The 14,609-nt window shown below is 25.4% G+C and carries 12 protein-coding genes; 8 read left to right on the forward strand and 4 right to left on the reverse strand.

Annotated elements, in window-relative coordinates; genetic code table 11:
- From mutS to BUA70_RS12335, 5 genes are all read left to right on the forward strand, one after another.
- On the forward strand, positions 1-1,560 hold a 1,560-nt coding region (gene mutS / locus BUA70_RS12315; RefSeq protein WP_143762342.1), incomplete at its 5' end, for a DNA mismatch repair protein MutS.
- 13 nt (positions 1,561-1,573) lie between these two features.
- Positions 1,574-3,526, forward strand: coding sequence for a DNA mismatch repair endonuclease MutL (gene mutL / locus BUA70_RS12320; RefSeq protein ID WP_072897726.1), 1,953 nt, complete (start codon positions 1,574-1,576; stop codon positions 3,524-3,526).
- Between the two features lie 20 nt (positions 3,527-3,546).
- The gene (miaA, locus tag BUA70_RS12325) at positions 3,547-4,479 is read left to right on the forward strand and encodes a tRNA (adenosine(37)-N6)-dimethylallyltransferase MiaA (protein ID WP_072897727.1); all 933 of its coding nucleotides are present in this window, start codon (positions 3,547-3,549) and stop codon (positions 4,477-4,479) included.
- A 46-nt stretch (positions 4,480-4,525) separates the two neighbouring features.
- The gene (hfq, locus tag BUA70_RS12330) at positions 4,526-4,768 is read left to right on the forward strand and encodes an RNA chaperone Hfq (protein WP_072897728.1); all 243 of its coding nucleotides are present in this window, start codon (positions 4,526-4,528) and stop codon (positions 4,766-4,768) included.
- Positions 4,769-4,863: 95 nt separating this feature from the next.
- Positions 4,864-6,147 (forward strand): methionine gamma-lyase family protein, encoded by a 1,284-nt coding sequence (locus tag BUA70_RS12335; RefSeq protein WP_072897729.1) that lies wholly within the window; start codon positions 4,864-4,866, stop codon positions 6,145-6,147.
- A gap of 309 nt (positions 6,148-6,456) precedes the next feature.
- Here BUA70_RS12335 and lexA read toward each other — a convergent pair whose 3' ends face one another.
- Positions 6,457-7,065, reverse strand: a complete 609-nt coding sequence (gene lexA / locus BUA70_RS12340) for a transcriptional repressor LexA (protein WP_072897731.1) — start codon at positions 7,063-7,065, stop codon at positions 6,457-6,459.
- Positions 7,066-7,202: 137 nt separating this feature from the next.
- On the opposite strand from lexA, the gene BUA70_RS12345 reads away from it, so the two are divergent.
- Complete coding sequence (locus BUA70_RS12345) at positions 7,203-7,682, forward strand: hypothetical protein (RefSeq protein ID WP_072897733.1); 480 nt, start codon at positions 7,203-7,205, stop codon at positions 7,680-7,682.
- Between the two features lie 385 nt (positions 7,683-8,067).
- Here BUA70_RS12345 and BUA70_RS12350 read toward each other — a convergent pair whose 3' ends face one another.
- Positions 8,068-9,060 carry a tyrosine recombinase XerC gene (locus BUA70_RS12350; RefSeq protein ID WP_072897735.1) on the reverse strand — a complete coding sequence of 331 codons (993 nt, stop codon included), beginning with the start codon at positions 9,058-9,060 and terminating at the stop codon, positions 8,068-8,070.
- A gap of 1,138 nt (positions 9,061-10,198) precedes the next feature.
- On the opposite strand from BUA70_RS12350, the gene BUA70_RS12355 reads away from it, so the two are divergent.
- Positions 10,199-11,089 carry a coiled-coil domain-containing protein gene (locus BUA70_RS12355; protein WP_072897737.1) on the forward strand — a complete coding sequence of 297 codons (891 nt, stop codon included), beginning with the start codon at positions 10,199-10,201 and terminating at the stop codon, positions 11,087-11,089.
- A gap of 152 nt (positions 11,090-11,241) precedes the next feature.
- Here the strand turns inward: BUA70_RS12355 and BUA70_RS12360 are convergent, their stop codons facing one another.
- Complete coding sequence (locus BUA70_RS12360; protein ID WP_072897739.1) at positions 11,242-12,954, reverse strand: methyl-accepting chemotaxis protein; 1,713 nt, start codon at positions 12,952-12,954, stop codon at positions 11,242-11,244.
- A gap of 349 nt (positions 12,955-13,303) precedes the next feature.
- Between BUA70_RS12360 and BUA70_RS12365 the strand changes: the two genes are divergently transcribed.
- Positions 13,304-13,633 carry a winged helix-turn-helix transcriptional regulator gene (locus BUA70_RS12365; protein ID WP_072897741.1) on the forward strand — a complete coding sequence of 110 codons (330 nt, stop codon included), beginning with the start codon at positions 13,304-13,306 and terminating at the stop codon, positions 13,631-13,633.
- 82 nt (positions 13,634-13,715) lie between these two features.
- Here the strand turns inward: BUA70_RS12365 and BUA70_RS12370 are convergent, their stop codons facing one another.
- Positions 13,716-14,297 carry a 3D domain-containing protein gene (locus BUA70_RS12370; protein WP_072897744.1) on the reverse strand — a complete coding sequence of 194 codons (582 nt, stop codon included), beginning with the start codon at positions 14,295-14,297 and terminating at the stop codon, positions 13,716-13,718.
- Positions 14,298-14,609 lie beyond the last annotated feature (312 nt).

The following is a 14,609-nucleotide window of genomic DNA, read 5'->3' on the forward strand; positions in this document are numbered from 1 at the left end:
TTGCTTTCATGTACGGTAACAGCATCAGCTCCGCAAGCTGCCTCTACCATATCTTCAATGTCTTTAAAGGAAGGTAATATAATAAAAGATGGTTTTAATGAAACTATAGATGAATTAAGAAAAGCTAAGCTTCATGGTAAAGAATGGATTGCATCCTTAGAAAATAAAGAAAGAGAATTTACTGGTATAAAATCTCTTAAAGTAGGATTTAATAAAGTCTTTGGATATTATATAGAAATAAGTAGAGCTAATTATAATTCTATTCCAGAAGGCAGATATATAAGAAAGCAAACTTTAGCAAATGCAGAGAGATTTATTACTGATGAGCTAAAGCAAATGGAAAATAAGATTCTAGGAGCAGAAGAAAAATTATTTAGTTTAGAATATGAAATTTTCACTGAAATTCGTGATAATGTAGAAAAATCAATTTCTAGAATACAAAAAACTGCAAAAATAATATCAAATCTAGATTGTTTATCCACTTTAGCTCTTATAGCCTTAGAAAATAATTATGTTAAGCCTATAATAGATGAAGAGGGAGAAATAATTATTAAAGATGGTCGTCACCCAGTAGTTGAAAAAGTAATAAATACAGGGGAATTTGTATCTAATGACACAAAACTTAATAAAAGTGATAACCAACTTCTTATAATAACAGGGCCTAATATGGCTGGTAAATCCACATATATGAGGCAAGTGGCTCTTATTACATTAATGGCTCAGATTGGTTCATTTGTACCAGCATCATATGCTAAAATTGGAATATGTGATAAGATATTTACAAGAATAGGAGCTTCAGATGATTTAGCCGGTGGAAAAAGTACATTTATGGTAGAGATGTGGGAAGTATCTAACATTTTAAATAATGCAACTCCAAAAAGTTTAGTTATTTTAGATGAAGTAGGTAGGGGAACCAGCACCTATGATGGATTAAGTATTGCTTGGTCTGTAATAGAATATATATCAAAAAAACCTTCTCTTCGTTGTAAAACTCTTTTTGCAACTCATTATCATGAATTAACAATGCTTGAAAATGAACTAGAAGGTATTAAAAACTATTCTGTTGCTGTAAAAGAAATTGATAACTCAATAGTATTTTTAAGAAAGATTATTGAAGGTGGTGCAGATCAATCCTATGGAATTGAAGTTGCAAAGCTTGCAGGTCTTCCAAAGGAAGTTATAAATCGTGCTAAAGAAATATTATCTAATCTTGAAGAAGAGAAAAATGAAGTGAATTCTGTAATGTCTAAGGTATCATCTAATGGGTATGATGAAATAATAAAAGAAGAGAATATATACTTAAATTCTTATATTAAAGAAAAAGAATGCAAAAATAGTGATTTAAATATAAATAATGAAGAAAATACTATAAAAGAAAATATAACTCTTAAAGATGATAGTTCCTTAAAAAATGAAGATTTACTTCAATTAGACTTTACTTCTATAGAAAAAGATAATTTAATAGAAAATATAAAAAATATAGATATTCTATCTATGACTCCTTTAGAAACTATGAATAAACTTTATGATATTGTAAAAAAGGCAAAGGAGTTAAACTAGGTGGTGAAACTTTTTGAAAAGAATTAATTTATTAGATGAAGTTACATCAAATAAAATTGCAGCAGGGGAAGTTGTTGAAAGACCTTCCTCTGTAGTTAAAGAACTTATAGAAAATAGTATTGATGCTGGTAGCAAAAATATAATAATAGAAATAGAAGAGGGAGGAAAAGATCTTATAAGAATCATTGACGATGGTTACGGAATTCATCCTGATGATATTGAAAAAGCTTTTCTTCCTCATGCTACTAGTAAAATTAAAGATATTAAAGATATTTATGCAATAAACACCTTAGGTTTTAGAGGTGAAGCTTTAGCAAGTATTGCATCTGTCGCTAAGGTTTCTTTAAAAAGTAAGATGGAAGGTATAGATTTTGGAAAAGAAATATATATAGAAGGTGGACTTAAAAAACATATAAAAGAAATTGGAATGAACAAAGGAACCACTATAGAAGTTAAAGAGTTGTTTTTTAATGTTCCTGCAAGGCAAAAGTTTTTAAAATCTACTTCAAGAGAAAGTTCTATTATAAATGATATAGTTACTAGAATAGCTTTATGTAATCCAAATGTTTCTTTTATATTATATAATAGGGGAAAGAAAGTATTACATACCTTTGGAAATGGTAGCCTTGAAGATACTATAAGAAATATCTACGGTAAAACTATATCTAATGATATTATATATTTTGAAAACCATACTGATACAACTTCTATTTATGGATATATAGGAAGAGAATCTATAGCTAAAGGAAATAAAAATAACCAATCAATTTTTGTTAATAAAAGGTATATAAAAAATCAATTAATAACCGTTGCAATGGAAAATGCTTTTAAATCCTTTAGCACAATAAATAAGCATCCTTTCTTTATAATTTTTATAGATATATATCCAGAGCTTGTAGATGTTAATATTCATCCTGCTAAAGCAGAGGTTAAGTTTACTGAAGATAGAGCCTTATTTAAAATAATCTTTGATACTGTTCATAATAAAGTAAAAGAAGATGTTATGGAATCTTTTTCTTTGCCAGAAGAAGATAGAGAAGAAAAAATAAAAGAACCTTTAGTAGAAGAAATCTCCTTTGACTTTAAAGATATAGTAAAAAACAAATTTTCTTCTTTAGAAGAAAAAAGTAAAGAAGACTTAGATAAAGTTTTTATAAATAATAATCGTTTTAAAGAAACTTTATCAGAAAATCACTTAGAAAATAAAATAAGTGAAAATACTTCTTCTGTAAATTATATAAATAAAGCTGATGTTTCCAATTGTAAAGAAACTATTAGTTTGCCAGTAGATTTAAAAAGCACTGTTATATGTAAAGAAGAAGCTTTAAATATAACAAAAGATAATTCAGAGGAAATTAAAAAAATATCTCCTAAAGATTATAATAAATTTCCCTACATTAAAATAATAGGTCAATTTGATAAAACTTATATAATAGGAGAATATGAAAAAGAGCTATATTTTATAGATCAACATGCAGCTCATGAAAAAATTCTATTTGAAAAATACATGAAAGAAATAGAAAGTAAAGAAGTTATAATTCAACCTCTATTAGTGCCAGAAGTTATAGAGCTTTCTCTTTCTGATTATTGTTACTTTGAAGAAAATAAAGATGTTTTTAAAAGTGCTGGTTTTTTAGTTGAAGATTTTGGGGGAAACTCTATTATGATAAAAGAAGTTCCGTATTTTCTACAAAGCATAAATGCTAAATTATTATTTATAGATATCTTAGAAAATCTAAAAAATCTAGGTTCAGGAAAAACTACAGAAGTAAAATACAATAAAATTGCAACTATGGCTTGTAAATCAGCTGTAAAAGCTCATGATGAATTAAATTTAAAAGAAATGGAAAGACTTTTAGAGGACTTAAGATATTTAGATAATCCTTTCCATTGTCCTCATGGAAGACCTACAATAATAAAAATAACTTTAAATGAGCTTGAAAAAAGATTTAGACGAATACAGTAAATTTACGGGGGATATACTAAATGAAAGATAAACTATTGATAATTGGTGGACCAACTGCTGTAGGTAAAACAGCTATATCCATAGAACTTGCTAAAAGATTAAATGGAGAAATAATTTCAGCAGATTCTATGCAAATATATAGGTATATGGATATAGGTTCAGCAAAGGTTACAAAAGAAGAAATGGATGGAATTACTCACTATCTTATTGATGTAGTTCATCCTAAAGATGAATTTAGCGTTTCAGATTTTAAAGAACTTGCAGAAAAAGCCATTAAAGAAATAAAGTCTAAAGGAAAACTTCCTATAATAGCAGGTGGTACCGGACTTTATATAGATTCTATAGCTTGTAATCTATCTTTTACTGAAAGTGCAAAAGACGAAAAGTATAGAGAAGAACTTTGGAATTTAGCAGAAGATAAAGGAAATGAATTTCTTCATAATATGCTAAAGGATATAGATATAGAGAGCTATAATTCCATTCATTTTAATAATAGAAAAAGAGTAATTAGAGCTCTTGAAGTATACAAAACCACAGGAAAGCCTTTTAGTTCCTTTAAAGCAAAGGAAAATCTTTATGATGTTCCCTTTGATATTAATTATTATGTCCTTACTATGGATAGAGAAAAACTTTATAATCGTATTAATAAAAGAGTAGATATAATGATAGAAAAAGGTTTAATAGAAGAAGTTAAATCTCTTAAAGAATTAGGACTTAATAAAGATATGCAATCTATGAAGGGCATTGGATATAAAGAAATTTTAAGCTATTTAGATAATGAATTAACCTTAAATGAAGCAATAGAAGTTATAAAACAAGGTAGCAGAAACTATGCTAAAAGGCAGCTAACATGGTTTAGAAAAGACCCTAGAGTTAACTTTATAAATAAAGATGATTTCTTAAGTGAAGAGGAAATTATTAATAAAATTGTAGATGACATAGATAGGGTATAGGTTTATAATATAAGCATATAAGTTAGAGAATATTGGAGGTTTAAGTATGAATAAGTCAATAAATAATTTACAAGATATATTTTTAAATGGTGCAAGAAAAAATAGAATTCAAGTTATAATATATTTAACTAATGGATTTCAATTAAAGGGTTTTGTAAAGGGATTTGATAGTTTTACAGTTATATTAGATTCAGATGGAAAACAAATGTTAATATATAAACACTCAATAACTACTATAACACCTGCAAGACCAATATTATTTACAAATAACCCAGAAGATGAACAATAATATATAGTAGTACATAGGCAAACTCTATTGGTTTGCCTTATTTTTATGTTTGTGATAATATATGTGATGTATTTACACTAGGAGGAATAAAGCTAATGTTAGATAAAACAAAAAATTTTTTAAAGGAAAATTATAAAATAAATGATCAATCAATAGAACTTTTAGAAAAAGCTACAAAAGACTTAAAAGATCAATTTAAATATTATGATGAAATAAGAGAATATAATCAATTAAAGGTTCTTAATGCTCTTCAAGAGGAGAGAATAAGTGAAAGTCATTTTACAAACTCTGCTGGATATGGTTATGGAGACATAGGAAGAGATTCTTTAGATAAAGTTTATGCTAGAATATTTAATGCAGAAAGTGCAATTGTTAGACCTCATTTTGTAAACGGAACTCATGCAATAGGTTCTGCTTTATTTGGAAATTTAAGACCTAATGATACACTTTTAGCAGTTACAGGAACTCCTTATGATACCCTACAAAGTATAATAGGAATTGGAATAGAAGAAAACATAGGTTCTTTAAAAGACTATGGAGTAAACTATACTCAAATAGATCTAACAAAAGAAGGTAAAATAGATTTAGATAAAGTAAAGAATGCTTTAATTAATGATAAATCTATAAAAGTTATACATATGCAAAGATCTACAGGATATGGATGGAGAAAATCTTTCTTAGTTGAAGAATTAGGTGAAGCTATATCTTTTATTAAGTCTATTAGAGAAGATGTTATAATCTTTGTTGATAACTGTTATGGAGAATTTATTCAAGAAATAGAACCAACAGATGTTGGAGCAGATTTAGTTGCAGGATCACTTATAAAAAATATCGGTGGTGGAATTGCACCAACTGGTGGTTATATAGCAGGTAAAGCAAAATATGTTGAACAAGCTTCCTTTAGATTAACTATCCCTGGAATAGGAGGGGAGTGCGGATCAACTTTTGGAGTTGTACGTCAATTATATCAAGGATTATTTATGGCACCACATGTTTCTATGGAAGCTCTTAAAGTTGCATTGTTATCGGCAAGAATTATGGAAATTGCAGGTTTTGAAGTAATGCCAAAATCTATAGATAGAAGAAGCGATATAATTCAAGCAATTAAATTTAATGATAAAGAAAAGCTAATTAAGTTCTGTAAGGGAATACAAAAAGGTTCTCCAATTGATTCTTTTGTAGAATGTGAACCATGGGATATGCCAGGATATAAAGATCAAGTAATAATGGCTGCTGGAGCATTTGTTCAAGGTTCTTCAATAGAATTATCAGCAGATGCTCCAATAAGAGAACCTTATATAGCATATTTACAAGGTGGATTAACCTTTGATCATGGTAAAATAGGATTATTAATAGCATTATCAAATATTTTAAAATAATAATAGGCTTATTTTAATTTAAACTAACAATAATAAAAAAATCTCATTTAAGTATTTTTTATAAATATTAAATGAGATTTTTTTAAGATAATATTCTTAATAGTTTTAAGTAGAATTTTAGATTAATAACGAAGTTAATTATAAATAAGAAATAAAAAAACGTAACATATTAATATTCAAACTTAAAATTATTATATGGTATTATAGCATTTATTTTTATTCTGCAATTTTTTCTTTTAAAGCTTATAAAACTTCATAAATAATTTAAAAATTTTATTTATATGAGAAAAAAGCGGATTAATACCGCTTTTAATATGATCTAAATATACCTACTAATTTACCTAAAACCTTACAGTCTTCTACAATGATTGGTTTCATAGTTTTATTTTCTGGCTGTAATCTAATAAAATCTTTTTCTTTATAAAAAGTTTTGATTGTAGCTTCGTTATCTATTAAAGCAACTACTATATCTCCATTATTAGCAGTTTCACCTTGTTCTATAATAGCAAGATCTTCATTTTGGATACCTACATCAATCATACTTTCTCCTGAAACCTTTAAAATAAATAAATCTCTATCATGCTTTATATAGTCTATTGGAATAGGAAAGGTATCCTCTATGTTTTCAGTAGCTAATATAGGAAGGCCAGCTGTAACCTTTCCTATTATAGGAATATTAATCATTTCTTTTTTAGGTTGTGAAAGCTCTAATATTTCAAGTGCTCTAGGTTTTGTTGCATCTCTTCTTATAAGACCTTTTTTCTCAAGTCTTTTAAGATGACCATGCACTGTAGAAGTAGACTTTAAAGAAACTGCTGAACAAATTTCTCTAACTGAAGGTGGATAGCCTTTAGATTCAGTATACTCCTTTAAAAAATCATATATTTCTGTTTGTTTGTCTTTATTGTGTTCAATCATAATTGTACACCTCATATCTTTGATAAGAAAATTATAACATATATTATTAAAAAAAGAAACAGGTGTTCTTTATTATTTGTTGAATAACTATAGGTTTTTTGTTATAATTTACTGAGATTTTAAAAGGTGGTGTTTTAATGGAAAGTAAGTATACAGAAGACGATTACTGCGATTTATATCCTAAAAAGATTTGTGATAATTGTGGTAAATGTCTTGAAGAGCAAGGTATTGATACTAAAGCCATAAATATAGAAGATATATCTGTAAATGTTAAAGAAAATGAAGAAGCATTAAAAAAATATAAAAAAACTTTAGAAAATAAAAATAAAGACTATGATAAAAAAGATTTATCTGATTTAGAAAAAATTGAAGAGTCAGATTTTATAGATAATTCTTTAGAAGAAGTATCTGATTTTAAAGATGAAAATCTAGAAAAGTTGTATGAAGATTATAATGATGTATTGTCTTCAGTAGATGGTTTAGCTAAGGATGATGAATACGAAGATGCTTTTGATCATATCGAATACGTAGAAGATTTAGAATTAGATGATTTAAATATGGAAGAGCTAACAGAAGAAGTTTTTCCTGGAGTTAGAAAATTGAAAAATAGTAAATAGTAATATTTAAATAAGTTTACTTTTAACTAAATGAGAAAATAATAAAAGTATTATACTAATAAAACCCCTAAACTTTAACTTGTCCACTTTAAATAAGGATAAGAAAGGAGTAGGGGTTTTATACTAATTAAATTATATTAAAATCTTATAATTAATTTTAAAGTTACCTTTTATACATAATGTTTTGTACTAATTAAACTATATTAAATTTAATGTTTATCTAAATATTTACTTAATATAAATTTTAAAATTTAATTTGTGTATGTAGACTAATTTGTGTAATCTAATATTCTATATTCATTATATAACTTAATGTAAATTATTACACAACTTAGTATGCAGTTTAATATATAAAATTATATATTTTATAAAATCAATTTAAAAATCATTTTATATTTCCAAGGGGATTAGATTTAACTGCCTCTCTTAAGCTTTCATCATCTACATGGGTATAAATCTGAGTAGTAGAAATATTTTCATGACCTAATATCTGCTGCAAACTTCTTATATCCACATTTCCGTACTTATACATCAAAGTTGCAGCTGTATGTCTAAGCTTATGGGGAGTATACTTAGCTTCTGTAAGACCTGCAGATTTTGTATACTTTTTAACTAAAAGTTCTATACTCCTTTTGTTTATTCTTCTCTTTTTAGAACTTATAAATAGAGCATCTAAATCTTCTATATTTACTCTCTCTATTTTATTCCTATCTTTTAAATATTCTTTAATTGATTTTAAACAGGCATTATTTAAATAAACAGTTCTTTCTTTATTACCTTTACCTATAATAGTTAATGTATCACCTTTAATTTTAGACATATTTATATTGCATAACTCTGATACTCTAAGTCCACAATTTAAAAATAAAGTTAGTATACAATAATCTCTTTTATAAAACTTAGAGTTTTTATCCATAGAATTTAAAAGTTTTATAGACTCATCTAAGGTTAAATAAATAGGGTGTCTTTTGCTGATTTTTGGAGATTCTAGTTCTAAAGCTGGGTTATCTTCAATTATACTAGCTTTTCCTGATAAAAATTTAAAAAAAGATTTTAAGGAAGCTACCTTTCTAGCTCTTGCATAAGTACCATTTTCTCTATATTTTTCCGTGAAAGATAAAAAAGCATATAAATCAGAAAGTCTAATTTTTTTTAAAAAATCATCATCTATATCATTGATTGATATTTCATTAAAATCTAAATTATTATCACATTGTCTTTTATATAATTTTAAAAACCTAAAAAACATCACCAAGTCAAATTTATAAGCTTTAATTGTATTATTAGATTTACCTTTTATTGTTTCTAAATAATTAAAAAAATCTATAAGGCAAAGTGGGAGAGTAGAATCTTCAAATACATCCATATTAAATTTCATTATAAAGTTCCTCCTAATATAAATTATATTATTGTAATCATTAGTTTATTATAAATTAACATAAGTTTTTTAAAAATAATATAGTTAAGAAACTCATACTTTAATTTTACTAGATTAAATAAGATTTTCACAGATATAAAAGATCAAAAGATATATTATTATATATAGAATCTATAATAATATATCTTTTGATCTTTTGCATTGATCCTTAAATTTTTCCGGCATAATATAATTTTAATAGCTATTCTAAGATTATTATAATATAGAATACTTTTATATTAAAAGGCAACAATAAGTATTACATATGTATTTCATGTAATTGTATTTGTAATACATATGTAATTTTAAAAGTATCATCTGCTTAAAATAAACAATAAAATCAAAGCTATATGCAAATCTAAAATATATGGTTCTTTGATTTAGTTGATTTTCAATGGTTTTATAAGAATTACAAAGGTTTTAAAGAGTTTAAAATACAATTAAATAGACCGAAGTCAGTAAAATTTCAAAATGATAATTTAAATTATCATTTATCATAAAGACAGATAAACATAGTAAGAGATTTAAAAGAAAAATAGTCCAAATAACAAAGAGTAAAATTGTATTTTAGCTAATTTAAAAAAGTTTCAATTAAAATCTTTTAAAATTACTACTTAATAACTTCGCGAAATGTATATTTCGCGAAGTTATATTGTGAATTTTAATTAAATTTACCCAAAATCAAGATTTTGCATACCTTTATTTCTATTAATGTATTATTGCACATTGTAATTTGGCATTTTATTAATTCTTTGCAATTTCATAAGTTATTTTTATAAAAGTTTTATGTTTCTATTTCTACTTTGTCTTCCAAAAACTTTTTGTAAAATATTTTTAATATCCTTTTGATAAATTTAAACCTTTTACCAGTATGGATTTATATATTTTTTTAAATTTTATTTTAACAAATACATAATTTTATATATTTTAACCTACATTCAAAATTTACTTTTTATACAAAACCAAGTGATTGTTTTAAAAAGTTATAATTTATTTTATAACTCTTCTATGTTATAATAATAATGTAATACTATAATATGTCTTGTAATACATGTGTATTTCATTGATGAATTAAAAAAATTAAGAAAGGATTTTAATTATGGGTGAAATTAAAACAACAACTATGAGGTTATCAGAGGAAACTATTAAATCCTTTAGAGAAATAGCAGAAAAGGAAGGATTTACTCATGAGCAATGTCTTTCCTCATTAATTGATATTTTTTCCATGCAAAATGCCAAAGGTTTATTAAAAGATAGAAAAAAAGAGATTGAAACCTTTGAGGAATATGTATCAAGACTTCAAAATCTTTATTTAGCATCCTTAGAAACTAATATAACTGCTGAAGAATCTATAAGGGATGACTTTAAAAAAGAGATAATTTCAAAAGAAAATATAATAATAGATTTAAATAATGAGATAAAAAACTTAAAAATTCTTATTAAAGAAAAAGATGATAAGATTAAAAATTTATCATCAGATTTAGATGAAAAATCTAAAAGCTTAAAAAGTTATGATGAGCTATATGCTCAAAATAAATTCTTCTTAAATCAAATTACAAGGGAAAAGGATGAACTTTCTGACAAACTAGAAGAGCTAAATAATTTGACTTTAGAAAATAAAGATTTAAATAAAGAAATAAGTATTCTTAAAGATAATGAATTTAATTTAAAACAACAAATAAGTGAAAAAGAAATTCAGATATCAACATTAAAAGAAAAGGAGATTTTTAATTCTGAAACTATCATTAATTTAAAAAATGAAATAAAATCAATGAAGGAAGATTTTAAAAAGGATTTAAAGGAACTTAAAGAGGAGTTTCAGGAAGAAAAAACCAATTCCCTCTCCTCCTTAAAAAAGACTTTAGAGGAAAATTACTTTTCTCAATTAGAATTTGAAAAAAGATCTATTTCTTTTAATAAAGATCAAGAGATTATTTCTTTAAAGTCTCAATTAGAAGATTTAAAAAAGAATATTCAGTCAAAAAATTAGTTATACATATAATAAGTTATTAAAAACTCAAATTATAAAAATCAATAAAAACTACTTTAAGCCTCATAAGTTAAGTAGCTCTCTAAAATATTTAAAATATTTTAGAGAGCTACTATTTTACTTATATACTTAATCTAAAATTTATATTTACATTATACTTTAAACTTTAGTACCATCTCATTAAGAACTTGTGCAACTTCTGCTTGATTTTGTGCTGTATTTGCAACCTGTTCCATAGCTTCTGTAGATTCATTTATACTTTCCTTTATCTCTAAAGAGTTCTCAGAAGCTTTTTGAGCTATTTTAGCTACATTTTGTACTGCTTCACTAACTTGATCAATTGTAGCTGATATTTCCTCTGTCATAGATGCTAATTCTTCTGACATGTTATTTATGAAAAGACCATCATCTTGATACTGTTCTCCCATTTTATTGAAAATAACAAATTGAGGAGAAACTTTATCATTCATAAATTTTAATAAAGCATTGCTGTGTTCTGATAAACTGCTAAATGCTCTTTGAACTTTTTCTATTGTTGTCTTTACATTAGAAACTGCTACAGAAGATTGTTCTGCAAGCTTTCTAACTTCATCGGCAACTACTGCGAAGCCTTTACCTTGCTCCCCTGCCCTAGCTGCTTCAATAGCTGCATTTAAGGCTAAAAGATTTGTTTGTTCTGCTATAGCTGCTATTGTATCTGCCATTATCTTAATTTCTCCAACAACTTTTCCTTCTTCAATGTTCTTTAAAATTTCCTTTTCCATCTCAGAATAAAGTGTATTTGTAGTTTCTAGAGCTTCCTTACTATCTTTTTGAACTTTATTAGCTCTTTCTTTTACCATTATGGCATTATCACTTCCATCAGATGCTTTATCTGATAAAACTTCTATACTTGAATCAACCTCTTGAATTGATGCTGATAACTCTTCTGCTGTAGAGCTTGTCTCCTCTACTTCATAACTAATCTCTACTGTTGATTTATTTATATCTTCAAGTCTTGATGTCATTTCTTCAACAGTTGCTAAAAGTTCTTCACTTGCAGCACTCATATCTTGAGAACTTCCAATAACATTTTTTATTAAACTCTTAACATTTTCTTGTGCTATATTTAAATCAGCAGAAACTTTTCCAAATTCATCATTTGAATTAACTTCAACAGCTTCTGAGAAGTCATATTGTGATAATCTATTTGCAAAATCTTTAATTTTCTTTAATGGGTTTACTATAGATTTAGTGATTAAGAATGAGAATATCACTAGTAATACTAAAGATATAAAACTAATAAAGAAAATTAACTTTGAACAAGTGCTATAAGTAGTTTTATTTTTATCTCTAGCCTCTTTTGCCCATTTATTATTTAGTTCCATTAACTGATCTAATTTTTTAATAGTGTTATCTTTATTAATGGTAACCTCTTGGAATAATTTTAAGGCTTCATCTCTTTTACCACTTAAAATTAAGCTTATGTATGCTTTTCTTGAATCTCTATATTTTGAAACTATAGTTTCAAATTCTGACATTAGCTTTCTATCTTCTTCTTTAGTGATAGCTTCCTTATATATTTCTATATTGTTCTTGTTAGCCTCTGTAAGTTTTTCATCTTCTTTTATCAATTCACTTATTTTATTAGCATCATCAATATACATTAATAAATTACAATTAGAATAAACTACTAAAAAGTTTTTATTGATATTATTAATAGAAATGATTCCAATAACATTATCATCATACATCTTTTTATCATTCTCATTAAGAGATTTCATGCTAAATATAGATGCAATGCTGATGATTATCATAAATAATCCTATTATGCAAAAACTTAATATAAGTTTTGCTGATATTTTCATATCTTTTAGAAAACTCATTATATACCGCCTTTCATTTTTAAATATAATATTTTAATTTAATATCTACATACTTTATTAAAAGTTCAATACTATATATAAGTATTCGTTTATATAAAATATAGATAGATTATTATATATTACTTAATAATTTATATTAATTATTAATTTAACATAAGTTTAATGATTTTAAAATAACTAACTTTTTTGTTAGTAAAGGTACCGTAATAATAAGTTGTTTTTTATTGTATTTTGTCGCTTTATGTAAACGTTAGTAATTTATTCATATATATAAATAATTTTAAATTTAATTCGATATATTTAATGAAGAAATTTTAATTTATCTTTTAAATAAGAAAGGAACCTAGATATGAAAATACGAGAAGAATTTACCTCTCCACTAGAGCTTTGTTTTGATAGAATAAAAGGAAAATGGAAACCAATTATATTATGGCAATTAAAATCAGGACCTATGCAACCATCTTCTCTTCAAAGAAATATAAAGGGTATAAATCAAAAAATGTTATTAGAACAACTTAGAGAATTAAAAGAATCAAAAATTATAGATAAGATATCTTATGATGGATATCCAGTAAAGGTTGAATATTTTCTAACTGATATTGGAAAGGAAATAATAAGAGGTCTTGAAGTTTTTCAAAATGTTGGGGAAAAATATTTAAAGATATCAAAAGCAGTATAAACAGCTTTTGATATCTTATTTATTTAAATTTAATTAGCTAATCTAACTCTTAAAATTATCACTATAAAAACTATTTTAAATACTACTCTATAATAGTACCTTTAACTTTAACTCTTCCCATATTATTAACTCTGTTATAATAATGACTCTCACTTTCTCCGTGACGTCTAGGTACAAATACATCTAACCTATTAGAACTATTAAAGTCAGCTCCTCCTCTATCAGAAACTACTACTTCTCCAATATTTTCTAACTGGATTTTTGTACCTAAAGGTAAAACATTATTTGCAACTATTCCATCTTGAAGTTTTTGCCCTCTACAAGTGATAGCACCATATCCATTCTCACAATCTAGTGATGTATAGAAAGTTAATATAAAAGTCTTTTCTTTTTCTGTTCTTTCTTTTTCAGCTTTTTGTTTTTCTAATTCTTCCCTCTTACGGTTTTCTTCTTCCTGTCTTATTTTTTCTTTTTCAATTTCTTTTCCTTCTTCAACTAACTTATCGTATCTAGCTTTTTCATCTGCATTATGGAAAGAAGGTTGCTCCTCTTGAATAAGTTCACATTTTAGCTCCTTGTGATTATTAGGTGTAGCACCTATACCTAAAACACTTAATCCAAAAAACACTGAACTTGTAAGGGCAATAATCTTTCTATTCGCCAAAAAACCACTCCTCTAATTTAATTTCTTACTGATAGTTGTCTATTTTATAATAGTATTTAAAATTTGTCAAATAAATAAACATATTTAAACTTATATTCTTAGTTTAATTTATATTAAACTAATTACTTCTAATAGTTTTAATAAAACTTTATATTTTAATAGGAGTAGCTTTATAGTAAAGAAATTTTTAGAGATTTTTTTTAAATTAAAATTAATTTTTTTATACAATATATTAACTTAAAATTTATAAGAAACCACAAGATTTAATTATATAAATCTAAAAATGATTCTTAAATTATTAAGAATCATTTT

This window comes from Clostridium fallax (assembly GCF_900129365.1).
In the GTDB taxonomy this organism is placed as follows: Bacteria; Bacillota; Clostridia; order Clostridiales; family Clostridiaceae; genus Clostridium_AH; species Clostridium_AH fallax.

Coding starts and splice junctions, on each gene's coding strand:
- miaA (WP_072897727.1), top strand. CDS start 3,547: ATGAAAGATAAACTATTGATAATTGGTGGACCAACTGCTGTAGGTAAA.
- lexA (WP_072897731.1), bottom strand. CDS start 7,065: ATGATTGAACACAATAAAGACAAACAAACAGAAATATATGATTTTTTA.
- BUA70_RS12365 (WP_072897741.1), top strand. CDS start 13,304: ATGAAAATACGAGAAGAATTTACCTCTCCACTAGAGCTTTGTTTTGAT.
- BUA70_RS12360 (WP_072897739.1), bottom strand. CDS start 12,954: ATGAGTTTTCTAAAAGATATGAAAATATCAGCAAAACTTATATTAAGT.
- BUA70_RS12355 (WP_072897737.1), top strand. CDS start 10,199: ATGGGTGAAATTAAAACAACAACTATGAGGTTATCAGAGGAAACTATT.
- BUA70_RS12335 (WP_072897729.1), top strand. CDS start 4,864: ATGTTAGATAAAACAAAAAATTTTTTAAAGGAAAATTATAAAATAAAT.
- BUA70_RS12350 (WP_072897735.1), bottom strand. CDS start 9,060: ATGAAATTTAATATGGATGTATTTGAAGATTCTACTCTCCCACTTTGC.
- hfq (WP_072897728.1), top strand. CDS start 4,526: ATGAATAAGTCAATAAATAATTTACAAGATATATTTTTAAATGGTGCA.
- BUA70_RS12345 (WP_072897733.1), top strand. CDS start 7,203: ATGGAAAGTAAGTATACAGAAGACGATTACTGCGATTTATATCCTAAA.